The organism is Sutcliffiella sp. NC1, assembly GCF_027594365.1.
GTDB lineage: Bacteria > Bacillota > Bacilli > Bacillales > Bacillaceae_I > Sutcliffiella > Sutcliffiella cohnii.
Map to the genome: position 1 here is coordinate 4,236,290 of NZ_CP115153.1, position 25,013 is coordinate 4,261,302.

Here is a 25,013-nt window from a genome sequence, read left to right on the forward strand (position 1 = left end):
CTAAGCGCCGGAGCTAGACGTAACAACGCAAAATTAGTAATGATCCACAAAATTTATACCTTTTAAATTTCCTCAACGAAAACAGAAAGCTACTTACCATCACGGTAGGTAGCTTTTTTATTTTATTCGTTCTGCTATAACAATGTATCGCTCAGGAGCGCTGCCGATAAATTGAAACGGATAACATGTCGTAATCGTTAATTCCTCCCTGGGACGGGGTACAAGGACGGTCCCATCATCCTTATCGACAATTCTCGTCTTTTTTATTTTGTACGTATAGTGTTCGCCATTACTTTCAATGGTGAGCTCGTCTCCAACGCTCCATTCATCTATATGAAGAAATACGGTATCACGATGTCCTGATAAAACGATATTTCCGACCTGTCCTGGGAATGAGCTTTTCGGTAAATGGCCAATTCCTTTTTGTAGTTCTTTCTCAGATGTTCCTTCAAAAATGCTAATCTTTTTTTGTTGTGCAGGAATATGTAAGTAGCCTATTTTCTCACCAGCCATAAAGGTCTGCTCAATAGTAGGCTCGATTGGAGGTGGAACCGTACGCTCAATCACTCCTTCTTCCACTGACCGTATTCCTTCCCAAAACGCAATTCCACTTTGCAGAAATAACACTGCACCCATGCTAATAAAAAACATCGAAATTACTTTCGCCTCTCTCATTGTCGGACCCTTCTCGATAAAAACAATCCAACAGCCATTAAGCCTAGTCCAACTAGCATTCCTGCTCCATTCGAAGTTGCTGTTTGCGGCATCCGAGTTCCATATAACTTGTCACTTAATTGCATAACTACTTGGGCTGTAAAAATAAGCTCTTCTCCCTTTTCTGCTGCATACGCACTTGTTAGCATTTCTTCATTTAAAGTTAGAGAGGCTAAAACATCGGTCGTACTCGCAGTGGAAAGCTCTAAAATCCACGTAGCATTATCCATTTGCTGAGAAGAAAGCATATCTTCCCTATTTATTACTGTTCGACCTTGGTCATCCACTTGATAAACTGTGGCACCTAATTGAAACACTTCAAAAAACTGTCGCCAAACAGTAAGCGCCTCTTCATTCGTAGTAACTTGCCTTAAATCGTCTTGAATTTTACTTAATGCTGGTAGTAGCGTATCTTTATCTAAACGTAAAATATGTTGAAATAATAAATGTGCTTCACGCTCTTCAAAGCCCATCGATACGAAAAATCTCTCTGCTCGAGCTACTTCTTCCTCATGTGTTAAGTAAAAATCGATCGCCACATCTAAATCTTCAATGAACGTATAATCTTGAATTTTCTCTCCGAACCTTGCTAACAAAATATTTAATTCTTCCTCTGTAATATTGTACGAATCCAATAATTCGTGTAGACTTTCTTTCGTAATTGGAGTACCTAATTCTTTTCGTAATGATTCAATATTTTTAAAATCTTGGAGCGATACTTCATAAAAATCTAAATACGCCTTTAATTCCCGCTCAGTCCAACCAATTTCACGAAGATATGTTTGAACTTCTTCGTCTGTAGGTGCAGCCGAAGTTATGTTCGGGAACTGCAATAAAGATAGAATTATTCCAATGACTAGCATTTTTATAATAAATTTCATAAAATCTCCTCCACAAGTTGATGATGTTATTATTACCTGTGATGGAAAAATTTATGTTTGTTTTTTATTAGATAAACTCGCAGATCGCGAGTCCTTGCTGCGAAGCAATCTGCGCTAGTTTATCTTAGCGACTTTAGGAAGAAAACACTCTTTAATAGAGATTGTCGTCAATTATAGATTAATAAACTTTATACTTTCTTATAAGCTCAAAAAAAGAACTAGACTTTATAGTAATCTATAAGTCTAGTTCTTTATGTAGTCCTCGTTAGTTTCTCTAGTCTTTTACTTATCTTTTCTACTAATTCTTTTGCTGAGATGTTTTTTTGGTTGTTACCTTCTTGGAAAGCATACTGTAAAACATTCAAAATATCATTAGTAGAGTGAAGTTCACTTTCCTTTTTCACCCTTTTTCGCACCACCTAATATCTTACAAAACTTAATAAAATAGTACTATATTAAGTTAGGTATTTCAACATGTTTTTACAAAATATTTTATATTTAGCATTTTTCTACCAGTTATTTCAATTGTAATGCTTCGAGACCTACTTCAGCTAAGTTCCGCAAAGGTTGGATAAATATCATTCACTCGTACATATTCTGCCTAATTTGAACCGTATCTTCTATGTGCATATCCAATAACGTTGTTCGCTTTTCCTAACGTAAGTATCGAGATTTGCTCGTTTACGGAAGGGAGCAAAATATCACCAATCCTTTACAGGAATTAATTAAAAATCAGTTGTAATGTTTTTGTAATATTAAACATATAGTGATAAGGAAATACAGTTACTATAAGAACTTTTAAACTAACTCTGAATATATAAATATATAACGATCCGAATGGAGGGCATTTTTTAAATGAAGAACTTAATCACAATAGGGTTATTATTTTTATTAGTACTTAATAGTGTCGGTACGAAAACAGAATATGAAGGCTATTCCCCTCTTACTTCGGCAACAAAAGAACAGACTGAACAGGAAGTATCTACAGATGAAGTCTCATTAAATAAAGCAGAAGAGGATACAGAAAGTGAACAAAAACAAGCTGAATCGACTGTAGATTCAACTGTTAAAGAAGAAACTACAGAAAGCGAACAGGAACAATCTGATTCGAGCGTAGATTCAACTGTTAAAGAAGAAGTTACAGAAAGCGAACAAGAACAGGCTGAATCGAGTGTGGATACAGAGGAAGAAACTGCGACAGAAACTGAACTTCCAAAAGCTAGAGCGTTTACTGGTGAGGATGGAAAGTTTTATGTAAAGAATAGTCCGACTGATTCAGAAGCAATTACGGTTGGAGATACAGTAGAGCGAGTCAAAAGTGTTTTCGGTGAGCCGAACTATATCGAGCAAGATGAGCTATACTCTTTAGAAGACATGCTCGTTTATGAATATTCTACTGGAGAAAGTACGATTATTCGTATTAACCATCAAGGGTATGCTGATTTTATGATGGTTTTTTCCAATAGTCCTATTATTAACGAAAACTACTTACAGCCTTTTAAAGGTGATATATATAAAATTTCTGGTGAATATTGGATGTATTATTTGCTAAATGATGTAGACCAGTCATTAGCAACATACAGTATGGAAAATAATATGTACACGTTAAAGTTATTTTCGAAGGATCATTATGTAGAAGAAGAACTACAATTTTCATTAGACATGGCTAAAAAAATTACGAATGATCAATGGTAATGTATATACCTTTTCGCTCGCCTTGTTTTAAGGCGGGCTTTTTATTTTTAAAATAATTTTACATAATTTGATATTTTAGAGAGATGTTAAAAAATATCCACTTGTACAAATATGGAACAACGAATATAATTTAATAGATTCGATTACTATAATACAAATAAAGGAAGATACGAGGATGAGATCTGAACGTAGACAAAAGAAGAAAATGAAAAAATGGTTAAAAGTCACTCTTAGCATTCTAGCTGTATTTGTCCTGTTAGTTGGTGGTTATATTGGATATACGTTATTTACTTTAAATAAAGCATTAACAACGATGCACGACCCTTTAGATCGAGATTTCTCAACATTGAGAACAGGACCTGTCGATTTGTCTAAAAAACAGCCATTTTCTGTCCTTATAATGGGGATTGATAAAGAATCAGGTGGAACAGATCGAGGCCGGACAGACTCTTTAATGGTGGTCACTGTTAACCCTGCAGACGATTCCATGAAAATGATGAGTATACCGCGTGATACTCGTGTTGAGCTTGTTGGTAGAGGAACGTTAGATAAAATTAATCATGCTCACGCTTTTGGCGGAGTCGAAATGAGCATACCAACAGTCGAAAAGTTTTTAGATATTCCAATTGATTTTTATGTGAAAATGAACATGGAAGGTTTTAAAGATATTGTAAACGCAGTTGGCGGGGTAGAAGTAAACAATTCATTTGCTTTTACACAAGATAAGTTTACTTTCCAAGAGGGACGAATCTCTTTAAACGGAGATGAAGCACTGGCGTTCTCACGAATGAGGAAACAAGATCCACGAGGAGATTTCGGACGAACAGACCGACAAAAACAAGTTGTCCAAGGTGTTATTAACAAAGGCGCATCTGTAACAGGAATAGCTAACGTTAATTCTTTACTTGGTGCAATTGGCCACAACGTCAATACAAATCTAGCGAGACAAGATATGATGCTCATTCAACGTAACTATTTAGAAGCACGTCATAATGTTGATACATTACAACTTAGTGGCTCAGGGTCCACTATTAACGGAGTATACTACTTTGTTGTCCCAGAGGACGAAAGAACGAGAGTATCAAATATCTTTAAAGAGCATTTGAATTTAAACTAATAACGTAAAAGGGTGTCTCCAACTTGAGACACCCTTTTCTTTATTATTTTAAAGCTTCTGTCAAAACAGGAACAATTTGCTTTTTGCGTGATACAACGCCTTTTAATACCGCTGTATGATTATCTAACGTTACGTTAAATGCTTTTTCGACTGCATCCGCTTTTTGGCCGAGTGCTAAAGCAGTGGAATCACTGTTTAGTATATCTGTTACAACTAGAACAAATAAATCTAATCCTTTGCTGGAAATAACATCATTTAGTTTTTCTTCAAGTTCCGTCTGGCGTGCCATTACTTCTGAAACGTCAACAGCATTCACTTGTGCAACCTCTACTTTATAATTACCCATTGCAAATTCCTTTGCATCGATAGAAATTAATTCTGCAGCTGTTTTTTCACTTAAGTCAGCACCAGCTTTTAACATATCTAAGCCGTATTTATCTACATCGACACCTGCGATAGTCGCTAGCTCTTTTGCAGCTGCAATATCTTCATCTGTGCAAGTTGGAGATTTGAATAAAAGCGAATCAGAAACAATTGCAGATAACATTAAACCTGCAATGTTTTTCGGGATTTCTACGCTTTTTTCTTTATAAAGCTTGTTTAAAATCGTTGCCGTACAACCAACTGGCTCCACACGCATGTATAACGGGTCCGCCGTTTGGAAGTTAGAAACACGGTGATGATCAATTACTTCCAAAATGTGTGCATCTTCGATGTCTGCTGCACTTTGTTGGAATTCGTTATGGTCAACTAAAATTACTCCGTTCGACTCATTCGCTACAGTTTCTACTAAACGTGGCGCTTCTACCCCAAAGTGGTCAAGTGCGAATTTTGTTTCACCATTTACTTCACCTAATCGCACCGCTTCAACATTCGCACCTAGCTCCTTTTTTAAATGAGCATACGCAATAGCCGAACAAATAGTATCCGTGTCTGGGTTTTTGTGTCCGAAGATTAATGTTTTGTTCATTATGAAAACTCCTTTTACGAAGAATAATTTATATTATGTACCTACACTATTTTACACAAAAAAGTACAAAATAGAAAATGATTAAAATTATTATACTAGGATTCCAGTTTAAACAAGTGATAAACCATTGTTTTTAAGTAATACATTGATGGTTAAAATAAATTTAATTATGCAAATTCACTTATTCAAAAATCAATAAAAAAGTAGTAGAGAAGCCAAAGCAACTCTTTACTACTTTTTATTTAGGGCATTACCTTTTATTGTTTTTCGATTTCATCAATTTGTGTTTGTTGAACCCATTTCACTTCAAATCCAAAAACATTTTTTATATTTTCTTCTTTACTAGGAAGGCTTTCTTTATCACTATCATCTGAATATACTACAAAGTTATTCTTACTTTCTATTTCAGGTGCACTATCAACACTATAGTTAAGAACATGCGGAGTACCTATAATTGTTAATTGGGTGAAGACTTTTTCACCTGGAACTAATATATCTATATTATATTTATGTGCCATGTCATAAACTTCATAAGACAATAGTTTGTACACGTCATTTTCATAAAAAGCCCAATGAAATATTGCAATCTTCTTCCCTGCTCTAATTTCCTTATTTAGAATATTATAGAATGACTGTTCCTTTAGCGGAATTGTAAAGTCTGCAATAAACACATAATCATAATCTCTAGATGTTGGCTTTTTCACTAAATTAGGCACTGGACAAGGAAACTTTCGTTCCGAACTTCCAGGCTCTATGTATAAGTCTTTATTAGAGCCTATACTATCATGCCACCATTGATAAGATTCTCTATAAGTTCTACGTAATCCATATCTGATTGTTTTAATATGAGTAGCACTTGTACCTGTTAAAGAATTTTCATCCGATAAAGAAAAGGAAAATGGAACTTTCGGTTCAACATATATAATACTGTTACTACCGTATACTTTTTCAATGCGTCTAATAAACTCTGTATCTCCCCCAACTCGAACATTGTCCCATCCTCCTAGCTCTTTAAAAACGTTCTTATGAACTAATAGAGATGAAGAATTAATAATTAAAAATTTGGTACTTAATAAGGAGCCCGCATTAACAGGAGATAAATCATTATATACTCTTATTAAATGTGATATTGTTCCAACTGCATCTTGAGAGTTCATTAATGCTCGTAACTGAACTTCAATTTTTTGAGAATGAGACCAGTCGTCACTATCATGTATAGTAACATAATCACCAGTAACGTAATCGAGAGCTGTATTTCTAGCAGCGTAAGCACCTTCATTGTTTGTCTTTTTTATTAGCTTAACACGGTTATCAATTTTGGTGTAGCGCGATACTACTTCAGCCGTATTATCTGGACTACAATCGTCAACCACAATTATTTCAATATTTGAATGGGATTGTTCTAACAAACCATTTAACGCAATGTGAATTGAGTCTTCTGCTTTATAGGCAGGAATGATTACAGAAACCTTTACATCCTTAAAATTATCTATACTTTCTAGATTTTTTGTACGAACATTATGTAGTGTCAATTCCTGATCCGCATCACGCTTTTGTACGTTTTTGTACCCGTATTTTTCAAAAATTAAATTTATCCACTTAATTCTTTCCGACAAATCATCGTGGACGTGTGCCATTGCTAAGCAAAGTTCGGATTCCATTCCGAGCCCATCAATAGCCTTCCAAAGTTCTCTTAATGCTAAATCTTCTTGTCCAAGCTTTTTTAATACTTTAATCTCTCTAATAACAGCATCGATATTTATCTTACTAGAAGAGCGGATTTCGTCCACAAAGTATAAATTTTCAAGGGCTTTTTCATATCTATTATTATCATATTCCCATCTAGCAATTGCCCTTGCAGCTTTAACTCTTTCACTCTTGGAATGTTCACTTGAATACTTTATATCAGATAATTCTTTTATTGCATACTTTGAAAAACCAGCCCATAATTTTTTATCTAAATATCTTACTTCATTTTTTTCCTCTTTTTTATTATTTTCTCTGGCACCCGTTTGACTAGTTACATCTGAGATATTGGAGGTTTTTTCATATTTCGGCCCTTTACCCTTTATTTTATCTAAAAATTTCCTAACTGGAGCCGTTATTCTCCACGATGTACTTGTACTTATTTTTTCATACCTTTTTTTACTTTTGCTTTTTTTATTAGTAGCCCGATTTAGTTTATCCTTATTTTGAAAGATACTTTTTTCTAGTTCATTAATTTTTTGTAGTAATTCTAATTCGTTTTCTTCCTCAACCGCCAGCCTGTTAGTGATGGATTTAAATTCCTCTTGTACTTTTATTAATTTGTCACCTTGGTCTTCATCATATGGCTTTTCGTTACTGTTATTCATCTTATTGATGAACCTCCTTCATGCTAAAGTCACTTCAACTTAAACCCGTCGTTTCAAAATTTCAGCTTAATAATGTCCCCTATTTTTCTTAACGGTAATGTCAGTCTCCATAACCTACTCACAGTAATCTTCTTGTACTTCTTATCGTACATTTTTCTTTCTCTATATTCCTTGTTTAAACTCTTTTCTATAATAGCCTTTTCTTTTTCTAGTTGTTGAATCTTATTCCTATATAAAATATTGTTTTTTATAGTAAGTTCTATTTTTTCTTTTAAGATTAACGTCTTAATTTCCGCTCCGATAATTTCATTATTTATTTGTTGGTGCCTAATAATTGATTCAAAATTACTTTTTAGAAACTCTTCCCCATTTACCTGTTTTGACTCCATATTATTACCTCTAATTCTTTTTGCTGTGCTTCTCGCTTCTCCAAAATTTATATTTTGCGTTTGATAGTAACAAATTAATCTTTTGTTTTTACGTTTCACTGGATTTCTTAATGGTTCTTCTACAATTATATAATAAGTGGGTTCTTTCCCCATCCACTTATTCAGTTTATCTAAGTCAATGGGATCATGTATATGCTCGTCTTCTGAACCTGCTGGCCAATTATAAGGAACAGAAATTAGTACTTTATCTGAAATCGAAAGTAACTTTTGTGCAAAAGCTTCTACATTTGGAATATGTTCTAAAACTTGTAAGCATGTAACAAAATCAAATTTCTCTTTCGGTTCAAATTTTAAAAAATCCATTTCAATGCCCTTAACACTACTTGAGCTGTAAGGGTTTTTTATATCAAGTGAATATTTATTTGGAATCCAAGTAAAGCTTTCTATGTATTTTGTATTTGCAGTACCAACATCAATGATGCTTTTAGCATCAGCAGCAAATGCACGCACTAAATAATCTACATATTTATAGTACATCATACTATTTCGATCCGCCCAATATTGGTCACGAACTCCATGTTCAATACTATCCAAATATACCAGCTCCTATATGTTTATTGCTATGTTTATTGCTTTATCTAGTTTTTAAAAAACTTAGATAGCAATTATAATTTCAGAATCCATTAAATTTACAAGCATTAGCATATCATACGAGAAAATAAAAAAAAAGATTTACTAGAAGAATAATCAAGTAAATTGCAACATTGGTATAATCCAATTATAATTTATTATTAATTGGTTCAATAATTATTAACTATAGCACATAACACAAATCATATCTAAGGGAGGAAATATATGCTTTCGTCATATAAAAATCACCAAGTTGAATTCGGCCAGTTACACCAGTTTTCTTTTCCAACAAACGAAGATCCTTTTTTATTAACAATAAATAAAGATAAAGTTAAATTTGATTTTTTATTAAGAATAAAGAGGAATTCTTCAAAGGCAATAGTTTTTGGTTCTGGAGCCTACGATGCATCATCTGAATTGAGGCCACCTATCTTTCAAAGGCATAAATGGATTCAATATTTTGATGAAACTACTATTTTTTATAATGACCCAACTTTATATTTAAATAAACTAAATATCGGATGGGGAGTTGGAATAGGCGAAAGGCATTATTTAACAGAAATTGCAGAAATCCTAATAATTCTCCTTGAAAAACTGTCAATAAAAAATGAAAAAACACTATTTTACGGAAGCTCAGCTGGAGGCTTTATGTCTCTAATGCTTTCAGGTTTAATAAAAGAATCAACAGCACTTATTAACAATCCACAAACTATCGTTTGGAATTATAACGATAAGCATGTTAATGCCCTATTCAGTACGATTGAACCTCAATTAACAAGGAATGAAATAATTAATAGACATACAAAACGATTAAACATAATTGAATTCTACAAAGATATACAGTATGTACCTAAAATAAATTATGTTCAAAACGTTTCCTGTCTTAGAGACGTAGAAAAACATTTAAATCCTTTCTTAATAGGTTTAGAACAGTTAGACGACCATTACTATACAGATGAAATTAAAGTAACTTTATATTCAGATAAAGAATTAGGACACAGTCCCTTAAAACTAAATGAATCTCTCAAATATATTCAAAATATCGTATCTAATTTATAAATTCAAATTAATAGATTGATTATTAATAAAAAAGAATTCCCTATAAGTTAATCTACTTTTAGGGAATTCTTTTTATAAATCTATTTGTATTTGGGAATGTCAAAATTCAATACAGGATTTTCTAATTGATTATACATATTTTTAATGTTCCCTATCTGTTTAATAGTCCATTCCATATCGGTAGCATATTGAGGATAGCCTGGATTAGCTGGATTCCATCTCATTTTATAAAGCGTATTTTGTCCATATTGATTATGGATATAACGCTCTCCAATAAATTTTGCTCCTCCTATAATAGCAGCTTCTACTGTAAACCAACCTTCACGATATGCTCTGAAAGCACCTTGTCTTTCAGCATCAAAGTCAATTGCTCCAATTCCAAACATATTATAAGTTGGCTTTATATTTGTTAAAGAGCTTCTATTAGACGAAGTCACTAGCTGAAGATTTCCATTTTTATCTTTACCAACTTCTAATTTACCTGTAGCTAAGTCAGAAGTGCCGTGGCCTGTCTCTAGTAGGGCATGTGAAATTAAATATACTTCATTTACAGAATGCCTTAACCCAGCATCAATAAACGCTTGTCCTTTACCTTGTAATACTCCTTTACCCGAAAGCAAATTATTAATTTGTGTTGCGGGAACACCCACACTAGAAGTTAAAACAAGGTGTTGGAATATATCATTGTTATTAGGGTCGAGCATTGGTAAAACATCGCTTTCCTTAGCATTCCGCCAAGCTCCTAAACTTATTTGTTGCCAATTACTATTATTATTATAGTTTACTAGAACTACTTCACTGTTTGCACTTCTTGTACCGAATACATGACTGGTCGTACTAGTACTTTCATATACTGAAGTATTACTAGCAAGCTTTCCGATGTTAGTACTAGATGCTAAGTTAGAGTGGATATATAAATCTCTCTTTTCAAACCTAACTTTGTACCAGATATCACTACCATTCCACATATCGCCTTTTTCACTACCTAATATTTCAAAAGTAGTTCCTTGTACTACCGTGAAAGCAACCGAACCAGTTAAACTAGGAGTTGTCCGTAAATTACTACCTGCAGTTGCTATCCCCCTCGTATACACTTCTGATATACGAGAAGTTTGAATATAAGCTGGAGCATTACGATAACGATCTGTTTGAGGCGGAACACTTAATGACATCTGAGTTTTTAATGAATTAGCAAGTGTGACGTTATATTGTGTATACGTAATATATTCTCTTTCTGGTGTTTTATTATCTTCAGCAGAAGATAATAGTCTGCTGGCCATTTCTTTTACACTATCAGACACACCAGGTGCATTTAATATTCTATTGTAACGATCTATTGCAGTATCAAATCTTCTATTTTCATGTTGAGCTTTAGCCCAGTTTAGTAGATTTAAAGCACTAGCATTTAAACCATAAATGAACCTTTCGTCACTCGGATATATTACATACCCATTTATAAATAAGTTAAACTTACCTGTAGCACTATTATTGCTTTCAGCTTCGTTAAACAATTGGTTCGCTGAAGGAATTTGCTGACTTTTTGCTGCATAGCTTTGTTTAATTTCTGCTTCCAACAAAATGCTACTTCTAACTTCTGGAGCTGCAAGGATTCTCTCGTAGCGATCTACTGCAGTACTAAAATTTCCATTTCTATGCTGATTTGTTGCCCAATTTAATAAAGAAATAGCACTCGTATTTATTCCCTCTATAAATCTAGCATCTTGAGGATATAATAAATACCCTTCGATAAAAGCTGCTAATAAATGCGATGCACTTGTTTGACCACTTGCATAATCAAATTGTTGCTGTGCAGTTGGATATTTTGAATTTTGTTCAGCATATCTAAGTTTAAGTTGTGTTTCTTGTCTAATAGTTTCCGATAATACTGGTATATTTAAAATTATTTGATATCGATTTTTTGCCGTATCATATTGAGCATTCTCATGTTGATTACTAGCCCAAGATAATAAATCTCCTGCAGTTGTGTTAATACCATTAACCAATACTGAGCTTTCATTATAAATTGTCCATCCATCTATTAACATATTCAATCTATGTGTTAAAGTAGAAATCTCCATCGCTAGTTGATAGAAACCATTCGGTGTTGGTATCATTTCATTTTTTTCGGCAAAACTTAATTGAATATTTGTTTTCTTTATTAACTCGTCAGAGATAGTTGGTGCTAATAAAATATATTGATATCTACCTAATGCAGTATCAATATTTCCAGCTTGGTGCTGATTTGTTGCCCACGTTAATAATGCAACAGCACTAGGCTCAATTCCATTAACAAACCTGTTGTCATTCGGATAAAAAGTAAACCCTTCAATATACAACTCGAGTATTTTTGAAGCACTTGTTTCTTTTTGTGCTAAATCAAATATGACACTTGCAGGGCGCTTGCCAATTTTAGCATCAGCTAAACGTGACTGGACATTTTTTAATAACGAGTCATTAATACCAGATACAGCTAGAATTATCTCATAGCGATTGATTGCAGTATCATAGTTTCCATCATCATGTTGTCTTACTGCCCAATTATACAAGTTTTGTGCACTTTTCTGTAATCCTTCAACAAAGCGCTGGTCATTAGGATATAACTCAAAACCGTCAACATAAGTTTGGAAAATAGCTGAAACTTGCGTCTGTGCCTTAGCTGTATTAAACAAATGATCTGCAGATGGGATACTCTTATTATATAATGCATATTCTAAATGTTTTTCAGTAGACTGAACAATAACGTCATTTACAGTTGGCGTATCAATTATAGTATTATAGCGATCAATTGCAGTATCAAAGTTACCTCTATTATGTTGACCTCTCGCCCAGTTTAACAAAAGTTGAGCACCTGTTTGAATCCCATCGATAAATCGTTTGTCGTTTGGATAGAACTCATAACCTTCAACATATAAAGCTAGTTTACGAGATGCACTAGATTCATTGACTGCTAAATCTAAAATAATATTAGCGGATCGTTTCCCAATTTTTGCGTCTGCAAGACGAGATTCTACGTTACTAATAATAGTTTGATTAATCCCAGCAACACTTAATATCGTTTCATAACGAGCGATTGCAGTACTAAAATTACCGGAATCATGCTGTCTTACCGCCCAATTATATAAATTTTGCGCACTCGATTGTAGCCCTTGTTGAAACCTACCATCTTCCGGATACCATTCGTATGCGTCTACATAACTCGCAAATATTCCAGAGACAGTTGTCTGTTTACTAGCAATACTATAAAGACTGTCCGCACTTGGGATTAATTTCTTGCTGTTAGCGTAAGATAAATGCTTTTCCGTTGATTTCTTGATTGCATTATTCAGTTGTGGTGCACGAAGGATTCGTTCATAACGGTCAATAGCAGTTGTAAATTGCTGCTGGTTATGCTGCCTTCTAGCCCAAGTTAAAAGCGATTGAGCACTACTTTGAATACCATCTACAAATCGACTATCATTTGGATACTTTTCATAGCCTTCAATAAATAATTCTAACTTTTTTGAGGCGCTGTTTTCATTTACTGCTTGCTCATAATAGTAATCTGCACCTTTATCTGATTCAATAGATGTTATAGTAGTTGCTTCTACAGTATCCATTTTTCTAGTATTAACAGTTACCGATGATTTTTCAATAACCTCTTGTTCATCAGCCTGTTTATCATTACCAATATCTTTTGCAGTTTCCTCATCTATATCCGAGAGTTCAACTTCTGCAATCTCTTCTTCTTTAATAATATCTTCTTTTCGTGCGTCGGCTTCATCATCAACCGTAAACGCGTTTTCTTCTTCTTTTGATTCCGTATCGACAAACTCTTCTTCGATTACGTTGGCATTTGAATCATTTGCCATTACAAACTGAGAAGGGGACAAAAGCAACAAAACACAAAGGGTACTTACTGTTTTTTTCATGTCATCACCTTTCTACTTATATTGCAAGATTCGACTAAAATCTCCTTTATCTACTATAAACTAAACACCACAATTTGAAAACATTATATCGCTTTATATTTTTTGTAAGTTTTTGTAAGAAGTTCAATCAGAATATAAAAACAAGGCTAACCAAGGTAAAAAATACCAGAATCAGCCTTGTTTCTTATTAATTATTATAAGCTCTTAATTTTAGCCTTCTGTAATGTGTTTCATAACTAGCATTTTCTTTTACGTAATTCCAACCTTTTTCTATTTGTTCTTCATATAAATGAGGATCAGACAATAAGTTATTAATTACGTTTTTTACTTCACTAGGTTTAGAGTAAATTGCTGCGTCACCGAACAATATTTCGTACTGTTTTGGAAGAATAACTGGGATACCTACTGCCATAGCTTCTATTATTACTCTCCCGTAAGATTCAATCCAGTTTGGATGTGTAAAATATACGAAAACATCAAGATTTGCTAAGAACTCTTTAGGTGCAACTTCCCCAAACTTATATACAGACCAATTTTCCGGGATGTAACCTAATACATCTTTTACTGTATTGGCCCCACCTAACACTCTAACCTCATATCCTTCTTGCTCAGGATAAATTGACAATAATTGTTCTTTGTCATTTGGCCATTTCACAACATTATCCCTTGAATGCCTACCTATAACTATATTATTTGCTTTAGATTCAGAAATTTGTCGGTCATTCTCTTTCCAATCATTTAGATTAATTATATTTGTCCAGTCTTCCTTTGCTAACGGTATTTCTGATAACGATTGGCTATGATAATTTTCTAAAGCTTGCCTTACCAAAGGTCCAATGGGATGCCAAATCCCCGCATTACCAAAGTATTCTATTAAACGATCTTTTACAGTCTTTAAATCATACCTTAAAACACCTTGTGGCCCATAATCACTCATAGGAGTTTGATTAATAATTAACCTTATTTCCTTTGCTTCAACATTCGGAATATACTCTTGTTTTACTTGTAATACAGGAGGATATCTAACTATTAACGTATCACAAGAAACATTTTCACCGTACACTATCATTTCTACATTTTCCCCGTCTAACAAATCTCTTACTTTTTGATTTATTTTCTTTTTAGGGGAATAATCGTAGCGTGCTAATTGAATTAGACCCGTTTTTAATCCGATTTGTTTATGAGCCTTAATTTCCTCTACGCTTGATAGGGTTGAACCTCCATCTAATCGGAAATCTGACAGTATAATTACATCAAAATGCTTACGAGTATCTCGTGGTAACCTGTTCGGCTTCATAGGTTCAGGTATAGGGAAAGGACGGTTCTTTTGTGGAAAATCATAATACAAGTTCTCAGCTTTTTTATGATAATCAACTTGAGCTTCTAAATACTCTTTTCGAGCTCCCATAAAATAACCTGGAAAACCGAAGTAGGAATTGCCAGTTAAAGAAGATTCAGATTGCCTTTGGAAGGAGAGTGGTCCTGTTGGTAATTCTAATATACTATCTTCACCAAAGACATGTTTAATTCGTTTTATAAATTCAGAATCCGCTCCGAACCTCACACAGTCCCAGTATCCAAGAGCCTTTGTTACTTTTTTTCTTCTAAACATAAAAGAAGACATATTACTGAATATATATAAGCCTGGCTTTCCACGTCTGAAAAATTTTAAATTTTCAGTTGCTCTTGCTTGTTGTGAAGTGTTCCCTATAATTCTTGGATTGTTTAATAAATGTGTTACTTGTTTTTCAATTTTTTCTGGGTGTGACCAATCATCTGCATCATTAATTGTTATAAAATCCCCTGTTGCTACTTGTAATGCTAGATTACGCGCTGTGTATGCTCCACCATTTTTACTTGCTTTTACAAGCTTAAGTCGTTCGTCCTTTTTCTGTATTTCTTCTACCAATTGAACTGTGCTGTCGCTACTGCAATCATCAACCACAATAATTTCGAGGTTTTTCCATGTTTGTGTTAAGACTGAATTTAAAGATGTTTCTATTACATCTTCTGCATTATAAACAGGAATAATAATAGATACTTTTCCCGAATTCTCTTTATAGACAGCCTTGGCTTTCTTATGACTTAAATTATCATAAAAATTCTTCGTTGTTTCTTCTTCCAAAAGGACAGATGTTAAGCGATAGAATGTATACATTTTATTTATCCACTTTAGCCGTTCGTCAACATTAGTTTCACAATTTGCCAATGCTAGAAATAAATCAGGATGTTCTTCTCTTTTAAGAGCAGTTAATAATGTACGTTTAGCCTCTTCGTTTTTATTTACAGCTATCAAACATTCTGCTTCTATAATAGTAATTTGTCTTAATTGCTCTTTATCTTGTTCACCCTCATATAAAAACGGGATATACTTTAGACATTCTTTAGCACCTTCCGGAGTTTGCTTATTGGCATGCCATAAAGCAATTTCCCAAGCTGCAGATTTCCTTAAAACTGCGTTTGGACTATTTTTATATAGATCTTCTAAATCCTTTAGCGCTTCTTCAAAAAAACCTAAATTTCGTAATTTATACCTTAGTTGTTCAATTTTTCGTAAATTCGTTTGAGTCTTTCCCTTTTTAAACAACTTCTTTACTCTTTTCCTATTTTTAGAAGAGAGTAAAGTAAAAATTTTACGTCTTTGACTAGAATTAAAAAATTTATAAAAAAACCATTCGAGGATATTAATTATTCTCTTTTTTAAAATCTTTAGCATATTTGCCTACACCTTCGCTCTATTTAAGCTTTTTGTTTTTTTGTTTCACTTTTTCCTTATATAATGCTACAGCTTGTTTTGGATCGCCATCAAAAAGGATTTGCCCTCTTTCAAACCAAATTACTCTTGTACAAACTGTTTCTATATAATTCATACTGTGTGAAACAATTAAAACTGCCTTTGCATCTTCAATCATGTCCTGGATTCTTTCTGTAGCCTTCTGCTTAAATTGCATATCTCCAGTAGATAACGCCTCATCGATAATAAATATATCTGGTTCAAGAGTGGCTGCAATACTGAATCCTAATCTCGCTTTCATACCACTTGAATACGATTTTACTGGTTGGCTAATTTTTTTTCCTAACTCTGAGAATTCAATTATATTATCCACGTTGGAATCAACTTTTTTCAAAGGCATTCCTAATAACATTCCATTTAGATAAATATTATCCTTTCCGGATAATTGTTCGTTGAATCCCGTACCGTATCCTAGTAAAGCAGATGTTTCTCCATGTATCTCTATGCTTCCTTTTTCTGGCTCTAATATATTTGTTAAAACTTTACATAGAGTACTTTTCCCAGCCCCATTGTGGCCTATTATACCGATAATTTCCCCTTCTCTTATTTCAAAAGAAACATCTTTCAACGCCCAGAATGTTCCTTTTTTCAATTGGTATGAAACACTAACATCTTTTGCTCTAATAACTAGATCATCTTTAATATTAGAAGTCGTTTCGTTAAAGTTGATTTCTAATTTTTTCTTTGGTTTTCTAGGAGGAATAGATTCTTTATATTTTTTGATGACCAAAGTAGGGTCTCCAATTTCTTTTATTACTCCCTTGTCTAACCAAATTAATCTATCACAATTTTCTTGTGCAAATTTCATACTATGAGTAACTAGGATTACCATTTTTGCTTTATTTACAAGTTCTTTTATTTTGTCAGCAGCTTTATTACTGAATTCACTGTCACCTGTGTTTAGTGCTTCATCTAATATTAGTATTTCTGGTTCTAAATATGCAGCAACACTGAACCCTAATCTTGCTTTCATCCCACTTGAATAATATTTCATTGGTTGATCTATAAATTCACCTAGACCCGAAAATTCGTGTATTTCTTCAATAAACGAATGAATTTTTTCTTTTTCAATTCCTAACATCATACCGTTTAAATAAACATTTTCTCGACCTGTTAACTCTTTATTAAACCCCATACCTAGCGAAAATAAAGCTGACACCTTTCCCTTGACGGTTAATTGCCCCTCGTCTGGAACTAGAATGCCACTAAGCATTTTACAAAGTGTAGTTTTTCCAGAACCGTTAGAGCCAATAATCCCTAACACTTCCCCTTTATAACCAGTAAAGTTTAAATTTCTTAACGGCCATACAACTTTACTACTCCGCTTTTTTTTCTCTCTTTTAAAAAAATCTATTACATGAGATTTATAATCATCCTTTTGCCCGGTGCTGAAGCTAACTCCTAAATCTTTGGCATCAATAATAACTTCTTTTTTATCTATTGGAACTGTTGCTGAACTTAATGACATAATAAAACCTCTTTTAATTATAATGCTTTTATTATTTTATGTTCGTTTTTACTATAAAAATATATCATTGCTGCTATACATATAATAGAAGTAAATCCAATTACAAACAGACCTAAAAATGCAGGATTTTGATTGTACATTAAGACACTTCGATAAGAATCAACAATGATAGCAACTGGATTTATCGCAACAACCCAGTCATATTTTTCTGGAAGACGACTACCCTCCCAAATAATCGGTGATGCATAAAAGAACAGTCTCATAATATGAGATAGTATATTATCAATATCCCTTATAAATACACATATATACGCAAGAAATAGTGCTATCGCTAAAAGTAATACGAGTTGAACTAATACAATGACTGGCAAGTAAACAATATGCCAACTTGGGAATATTCCAAAAATAACTAAAAATATAGCTACCACGATAAGTCCAAATGCAAAGTTAAATAATTGTGTAGAAGTAGTTGCTAATGGAAATATTGATTTCGGTAAGTATACTTGGTTAATAATAGAACCGTATTTACGAATAGCTTTTGCAGATGTTGTAACGGTCGTGTTCATCCATCTCCAAACTACTAGTCCGATAACAAGATAAACTGCATAATTCTCTCCGCCTCGTTCTAAGATAATCACTACTAAAAAGTAATAAACTAGAACATTTAGAAGTGGATCTAATAGCCACCAAAAGTATCCAAGGTAACTGTTTCGATTTTCTGCTTTTAAACCTGACTTAACTAAGTATAAAAGTAAGTCTTTTCGCTTTAACATTTCTAACAAATATTTACGCATAATTCAACGTGACACCGCCTGAGTTTAACTAATTATAAAAATTCTTTTAGACATCTTACTTTAACATGTCTTTTATAAACTTTCCAATATAATATCATTACATAGAGGCTGTAGTACTATTTTGTTTAACAAATGTCAAATAAATTAATATTACTGTAACAAAATTAAAATCCCTTATTTCATTATATTATTTATCAATATAGCCATAAATATCTCGTAGAAAATTGTAAATTTATGTTGTAAAATGAATGTTGTCTTGTCCGCTAAAAAATTACTGAAAAGGGGTTATAAATGAAAATAAGACTTTTTTTACCATTTATTTTACTATTCATCTTCCCTATTTCAACTTTCGCTGAAACTATTAATAGTCAGGAAGTTGAAAAAACCACCATTCATTCACATGAAGAAGAGGATTCAAATTTTGAGAGCTCATTGAATGAAAAGGATAAAAGCGAAGCTGATGTTGAGGATGGTTCTACTCAATTTTTAGAAATCGAATCTAATGTGTTAGAAGAAGAAGCTGATATAGAGGAAGATATTACGGTAAATACTACTTCTGTTGAAAAGATTAGCGAAGGAAATGTTACTGAAATACATACAACTATAAATGATGAAGTATCTACTAACGATACTACAAACGAAATAATAGACAATCATTTAACTAGTGACGAAATGTATTTAATAGCGGTAAATGAAAATAGCGCCTCAAAAAAATTGGAATTATTTATTGAAGGATATGAAAAGTTTCCAAACGATAGTCGATTTGTAGATGGGATTCAAAGCAGTGCTCAATCCCTTTTAACTTGGGCTAGAAGGCAGCATAACCAGATGCAATTTTCAACAGCTATTGACCGTTATGAGCGAATCCTTCTTGCACCACAACTGAATAGCACAATTCAAAAATCAACAGAAAAGCATTTAACTTACGCTAACAATAATAAATCAGTCCCGAGTGCGGAAGATCTTTCTAGTAACGCTAGTAAACAAACAACCGTATCTGGAATATTTACGAGTTATGTAGACGCATACGAATGGTATCCGGAAGATGGTAGGTTTCAACAAGGGCTACAATCGAGTGCGCAAAATTTATATAATTGGGCGGTAAGACAGCATGATTCCGGTAACTTTAGTACTGCAATAACCCGTTATGAAACTATATTAAGTGTTAATGGAATTAATCAAACCCTAATAGGCAGTGTGAATTCTAGCCTTGCAGATGCAAAAATTGGGAAACGTTCCGCTAATATTATTTTAGAGTTAGCAGTCAATGAATCTAGTGCATCTCGTAAACTAGCTTTATATGTTGAAGGTTATGGTTTCTATCCAAACGATCACCGATTTGTTGACGGGATACGATTAAGTGCCCAACTTTTGTTAAACTGGGCAAGAGGTCAACATAATAGAGGGAATTTTGATACAGCAATTGACCGTTATAATACGATTATTCAAACTCCTGTTTTGGACGATACATTATTAAAAACTACAGAAAAGCATATTCAATACGCGAGTACTGGAAAACTATATCCTACTGTAGAAGAATTAATTCATAATGCAGAAAATCAAGGACAAGTATCTGCTATATTTACAGGTTATTTAGATGCATTATTACATTATTCCGAAGACGAAAGAATATTAGCCGGCCTTCAAAAAAGCGCAAAAAATTTATTTGTTTGGGCTACAAAACAACATGACTTAGGAAACTATGAAACCGCAATTAATAGGTATGAACTACTATTATCGGCTTCAAATGTTAATCAAGCATTAGTTAAAGATATTCATTCCCGTTTACAAGATGCATTAATCGGTAAACGCCCTGCAAATGTAATTCTAGATTTGGCACAAAAAGAAGCTAGTGCTTCAAAGAAACTAGATTTATTTTTAGAAGGGTATATGTTCTATCCTAACAATAAAGATTTTTATAACGGAATATCTACTAGCGCAGAACTTGTATTAAACTATGCGACAAAACAACACCAACAAGGTAGCTTCGATATTGCTATTAGTAGATACGATTTTATTATGAGCATTAAGGAAGTTTTGCAATCAATAAAAGATAGAGCTCAGTTACAAAAACATTTTGCAGAATCAAACAAAAAAATCCCTTCTGCTTCTGAATACTTTGATCAAGCAATGTCTCAATCGACCCTAACTGTAAGGTTAAATACTTTATTAGATGGTTATTCCATTTATAAAGAGAGCCGACAGTTAAGAGATGGTATTCACCAAACAGCAAAAGATTTATTAGCATGGGCAAGTAAGCAACACGAGAGCGGTAACTTTAGTACAGCTATGAATCGTTACGAGACTATTATCGAGTTACCAACCGTCCCAAATAATATAATAGAAGAAACTAAAGTTAAACTTCGTTATGCTAAACAAAATAGTAAATACCCGACAGCTCAAGAAATGTATAACTATGCTAATAACCAAACGAGTGCATCTCATTTATTAACGGCTTATATTGAAGGATACTATTTATATCCTAATGATCAAAGATTCGTTAATGGAATTAATAATAGCGCTCAGTCCTTACTTAACTGGGCAACAAACCAGCAACAAAGTGGTAATTTCAATACAGCTATTGATCGATATGAAAGGATCCTATCTGCTCCTAGAGTGAAAACTACGATAGTACTAGAAGCAGAGGCAAAGCTCTCATATGCGAAAAATAATAAACGCATCCCATCTGTTAATTCTTTAATTAGTGAAGCTAGTAAGAATAGTACTGTTACAGGTAGGTTTAATATTTTGTTAGATAGTTACTTTTTATATCCTAATGACAAGAAACTTATTAGTGAACTAAATGAAAGTGCAAAATCTGTATTAGATTGGGCAACTAAACAACACCAATCTAGGAATTATACAACAGCACTCGACAGATACAATCGAATAATACAAGCATCCGCCATGGAAGTAAATCTTATTAGTGTAGCTGCTATCCAGAAAGAGTACGCAGTAAATAAAATATTACTACCAAGAATTTTATCTATTGCTACTATTAATAGCTCAACAACACTTAAAACTGGCGCAGGTGAATCTTACAACACTATCGCTACTCTATCAAAGAACGATTATGTTGAAGTAGTCGCTATTGAACGAAATGGTTGGTTAAAAGTTATCTACAATAATCGAACCGCATTCATAGATGGAGAAAAAGTAAGTGTTGAATATTATAGAACAGATCAAAAAAATGGTCTGCTTGATGGCATGGTTATTGTTTTAGACCCAGGTCATGGTGGAAAAGATCCTGGGGCTAGTGCAAATGGCATTGTTGAAAAAAACTTAGTACTTGATATATCATTACGTGCAAAAAAGCTTTTAGAAGACCAAGGTGCAATTGTTATAATGACTCGAGAAACAGATGTTTTCCTAGAACTTCACGAAAGAGCTGCAATCGCAAATTCATCTAATGCGGATATTTTCATTAGTGTTCATGCCAATAAGTTCAATGGAAGTGCTAACGGAATTGAATCCTTTTGGTATGGAAAGCACGAAAAAAATTCAAGTATAAAGTTAAGTAATTCGTTACAAAATGCATTAGTACAAGCAACTGGAATGAACTATCGAAGAGTAGCCGAAGGTAATTATCACGTTATACGTGAAACGAAAATACCTAGCTCTTTAATTGAAATTGGTTTTTTGGACCATCCAAATGATAGTGGTAAATTAAAGCAGGCGAAATACAAACAATTAGCAGCTGAAGGTATTTTACAAGGTATTATCAATTATTTTCTAAAATGAAATAATAAAACGTATAAAGGACATTTGTCTTTATACGTTTTTTTATTTCTAAAATACCCCTCCCTAAAATTACCCATATTTTCTATTTACACATATGTGAATGTTCGTTATCATGTATGAGGAATATGTCATACAAAACTTAAAGGGAAAATGGTCTTTTATAATTTATTGAAAGAAGGAATGGTCCTATTGGAAACAAACTTAAATCAACCTAGAAAATTCAGATACGAAATTGAAGGTTTAAGAGCAGTAGCTGCTTTACTAGTAGCTGTTTACCATATTTGGTTAGGTAATGTATCAGGAGGAGTGGATGTCTTTTTTATCGTATCAGGATTCTTAATAACTACTTCTCTATTAAAAAGAATGGAAAGATACAATAAGATAGATGTGCTTGACTTTATCATTGGACTTGCAAAACGATTATTTCCAATGGCCTTTCTAGTATTATTTTCTGTTACGATTGCATGTATTATTTGGTTACCTCAAGTTCGGTGGGATCAAACGATACAAGAAATATTGGCTTCAGCTTTTTATTTTCAAAACTGGCAATTGGCCTTTAATGCCGTTGACTACTTAGCTCAAAATAACGAAGCAAGCCCTGTGCAACATTTTTGGGCATTATCCTTACAAGGTCAATTTTATATTATATGGCCTATTGTTATATTTGGTACAGCTTACCTTGTTAAATCGATATTCAAAAAAACATTTAAACAAAGCCTAGTAATGATATTATTTACGGTATTTACATTATCGTTTATTTATTCAATTTATAGCACATATACTAACCAAGCTTGGGCTTACTTCAACACATTTGCAAGAGTATGGGAATTTAGCATGGGTGGAATCGTTGCTGTACTCGCATCTCATATTGTCTTACGTAAAACATTAAGCTTTGTTTTAGGTTGGGTTGGACTTGTCGCAATTATAAGTTGTGGTATTGTTATTCAAGTTTCAACTGTATTTCCTGGGTACGCTGCACTTTGGCCGACATTAGGCGGTGTATTTATTATTTTAGCCGGCGTTAGCGGAGGTAAATACGGAGTCCACCGTATTTTAACAAGCAAACCTTTATTAAAATTTGGTAGCATATCTTATGCCTTTTATTTGTGGCATTGGCCTGTATTAACTTTTTACTTTATTATTTCAGGAAATGAAACAGTATCAATTGCTCATGGAATTGTATTAATTCTACTATCCATGTTCTTATCCTACTTCTCTACTAAACTTATAGAAAAGCCGGTACGTTCATTGAAAGTCCCAAATAAAAACTGGAAAACAGTATCATTAATTTTAGCCTTTATGTTGCCAGTTGTTATTTTAACAAACACATGGTCCTTTACAGTGGAAAAACAGCACACACAATTAGCAAGTGCAGTGATGACGGATGAATATCCTGGAGCTATGGCCCTCCTATACGATAATCAAGACGGTATATATACAGGAGATGCACCCGTGAAGCCTTCACCAATACAAGCTAGACAAGACCTCCCTAAAGTATATGAAGATGGTTGTCACCAAAACCAAACAGACACAAATGTTATTGAATGTATATACGGTGAAACAGAGAATGCCAAATATACAGTTGCTCTTGTTGGAGGTTCTCACTCTGCTCATTGGTTATCAGCACTTGAAGAAATAGCAATTTCCGAAAGTATAAAGATTTTAAGTTATACGAAGAGCGCTTGTCGTTTTACAACAGGCGATGATATGACTGAGTCTTGTCTTGAATGGAATAACAATTTAATTGATACTTTAATTGATAATAAACCTGATCTAATATTCACTACAGCTGATGTAGGAAACAGAAAGAATAATGTAATTCCAGAAGGATTTATCGAGCAATGGGAAAAACTTAATGAAGCCGGATTAAAAGTATTCGCTATTAGAGATAATCCTTGGTTTGGTTTTGATGTGCCATCCTGTGTGGAAGAAAAAGGTGAAGATTCTTTGGAGTGTACAAAGGAAAGAGAGGATGTTTTATCTTCAATAAGCGCTTGGGAGAAACTAGATAATCCACCACCTAACGTATATTATGCTGATTTAAATGATTACATTTGTGATGACGAATACTGTAAACCTGTTATTGGAAATGTTCTTGTTTATAGAGATGCACATCATCTCACTGCAACTTACGCGCGGACATTAGCTCCAATGCTAAAAACACCACTAATAGACGCTTTACAAAGTAAATAACCATATAAAAACGTCGTATACTTCGACGTTTTTTCTTTTGAATTCTAATTGTATATTATTTTCACTTTTCGGGTATTAATAAAGTAATAATACTACTCGAGGTGAGAATAAATGTTCAAGAAAATTTTAAACTATTTTAATTCTAGACAAGTTCCTGAATATTATGTAGATGAGGAATTTGGACTTTATCAAGAAATAGATGAAGACCTCGGTATGGAGAACGAAAACGAAGAAAATGATAGTGATATTGATGATGATATTGATGAAATATATATTGACGATGAAAATTATTTGTAAAAAGTGTAT

16 protein-coding genes are annotated in these 25,013 nt (G+C 33.4%); 6 read left to right on the forward strand and 10 right to left on the reverse strand.

All coding sequences use genetic code 11. The features are described from left to right. Positions 1-117: 117 nt before the first annotated feature. From O1A01_RS22085 to O1A01_RS22095, 3 genes are all read right to left on the reverse strand, one after another. Entirely contained in the window at positions 118-675 is a 558-nt protein-coding gene (locus tag O1A01_RS22085) for a class D sortase (protein WP_094366197.1), read from the reverse strand. Next, positions 672-1,595 (reverse strand): processed acidic surface protein, encoded by a 924-nt coding sequence (locus O1A01_RS22090; protein WP_270065004.1) that lies wholly within the window; start codon positions 1,593-1,595, stop codon positions 672-674. The genes O1A01_RS22085 and O1A01_RS22090 overlap by 4 nt, the downstream gene beginning before the upstream one ends. A gap of 251 nt (positions 1,596-1,846) precedes the next feature. Beyond that, entirely contained in the window at positions 1,847-1,999 is a 153-nt protein-coding gene (locus O1A01_RS22095; RefSeq protein ID WP_270065005.1) for a YwzD family small protein, read from the reverse strand. Between the two features lie 451 nt (positions 2,000-2,450). Here O1A01_RS22095 and O1A01_RS22100 point away from each other — a divergent pair, with 451 nt between their 5' ends. Further along, a complete protein-coding gene (locus O1A01_RS22100) occupies positions 2,451-3,290 on the forward strand; it encodes a hypothetical protein (protein WP_270065006.1) in 840 nt (279 codons plus the stop codon). 175 nt (positions 3,291-3,465) lie between these two features. Further along, positions 3,466-4,407: an LCP family glycopolymer transferase gene (locus O1A01_RS22105; protein ID WP_270065007.1), complete on the forward strand. Its 942-nt coding sequence runs from the start codon at positions 3,466-3,468 to the stop codon at positions 4,405-4,407. Positions 4,408-4,450: 43 nt separating this feature from the next. On the opposite strand, the gene O1A01_RS22110 is transcribed toward O1A01_RS22105, so the two are convergent. The 3 genes from O1A01_RS22110 to O1A01_RS22120 form a co-directional block, all read right to left on the reverse strand. Continuing rightward, a complete protein-coding gene (locus O1A01_RS22110) occupies positions 4,451-5,377 on the reverse strand; it encodes a manganese-dependent inorganic pyrophosphatase (protein ID WP_270065008.1) in 927 nt (308 codons plus the stop codon). A gap of 257 nt (positions 5,378-5,634) precedes the next feature. Next, entirely contained in the window at positions 5,635-7,731 is a 2,097-nt protein-coding gene (locus O1A01_RS22115; RefSeq protein WP_270065009.1) for a glycosyltransferase family 2 protein, read from the reverse strand. A 53-nt stretch (positions 7,732-7,784) separates the two neighbouring features. Next, on the reverse strand, positions 7,785-8,714 hold the full coding sequence (locus O1A01_RS22120; RefSeq protein ID WP_270065010.1) for a methyltransferase domain-containing protein: 930 nt from the start codon (positions 8,712-8,714) through the stop codon (positions 7,785-7,787). A gap of 261 nt (positions 8,715-8,975) precedes the next feature. On the opposite strand from O1A01_RS22120, the gene O1A01_RS22125 reads away from it, so the two are divergent. Beyond that, positions 8,976-9,809 carry a glycosyl transferase family 2 gene (locus O1A01_RS22125; protein WP_270065011.1) on the forward strand — a complete coding sequence of 278 codons (834 nt, stop codon included), beginning with the start codon at positions 8,976-8,978 and terminating at the stop codon, positions 9,807-9,809. A gap of 80 nt (positions 9,810-9,889) precedes the next feature. On the opposite strand, the gene O1A01_RS22130 is transcribed toward O1A01_RS22125, so the two are convergent. From O1A01_RS22130 to O1A01_RS22145, 4 genes are all read right to left on the reverse strand, one after another. Next, on the reverse strand, positions 9,890-13,717 hold the full coding sequence (locus tag O1A01_RS22130; protein WP_270065012.1) for a glucosaminidase domain-containing protein: 3,828 nt from the start codon (positions 13,715-13,717) through the stop codon (positions 9,890-9,892). Positions 13,718-13,904: 187 nt separating this feature from the next. Further along, positions 13,905-16,304 carry a glycosyltransferase gene (locus O1A01_RS22135; protein WP_270065013.1) on the reverse strand — a complete coding sequence of 800 codons (2,400 nt, stop codon included), beginning with the start codon at positions 16,302-16,304 and terminating at the stop codon, positions 13,905-13,907. Between the two features lie 148 nt (positions 16,305-16,452). Further along, positions 16,453-17,979 carry an ABC transporter ATP-binding protein gene (locus tag O1A01_RS22140; protein WP_066417545.1) on the reverse strand — a complete coding sequence of 509 codons (1,527 nt, stop codon included), beginning with the start codon at positions 17,977-17,979 and terminating at the stop codon, positions 16,453-16,455. Between the two features lie 17 nt (positions 17,980-17,996). Beyond that, on the reverse strand, positions 17,997-18,773 hold the full coding sequence (locus O1A01_RS22145) for an ABC transporter permease (protein ID WP_066417549.1): 777 nt from the start codon (positions 18,771-18,773) through the stop codon (positions 17,997-17,999). A 291-nt stretch (positions 18,774-19,064) separates the two neighbouring features. On the opposite strand from O1A01_RS22145, the gene O1A01_RS22150 reads away from it, so the two are divergent. From O1A01_RS22150 to O1A01_RS22160, 3 genes are all read left to right on the forward strand, one after another. Next, positions 19,065-22,514: an N-acetylmuramoyl-L-alanine amidase gene (locus O1A01_RS22150; RefSeq protein ID WP_270065014.1), complete on the forward strand. Its 3,450-nt coding sequence runs from the start codon at positions 19,065-19,067 to the stop codon at positions 22,512-22,514. Positions 22,515-22,703: 189 nt separating this feature from the next. Further along, positions 22,704-24,707: an acyltransferase family protein gene (locus O1A01_RS22155; RefSeq protein ID WP_270065015.1), complete on the forward strand. Its 2,004-nt coding sequence runs from the start codon at positions 22,704-22,706 to the stop codon at positions 24,705-24,707. 111 nt (positions 24,708-24,818) lie between these two features. After that, positions 24,819-25,004, forward strand: a complete 186-nt coding sequence (locus O1A01_RS22160) for a hypothetical protein (protein WP_066417555.1) — start codon at positions 24,819-24,821, stop codon at positions 25,002-25,004. Positions 25,005-25,013: the final 9 nt, after the last annotated feature.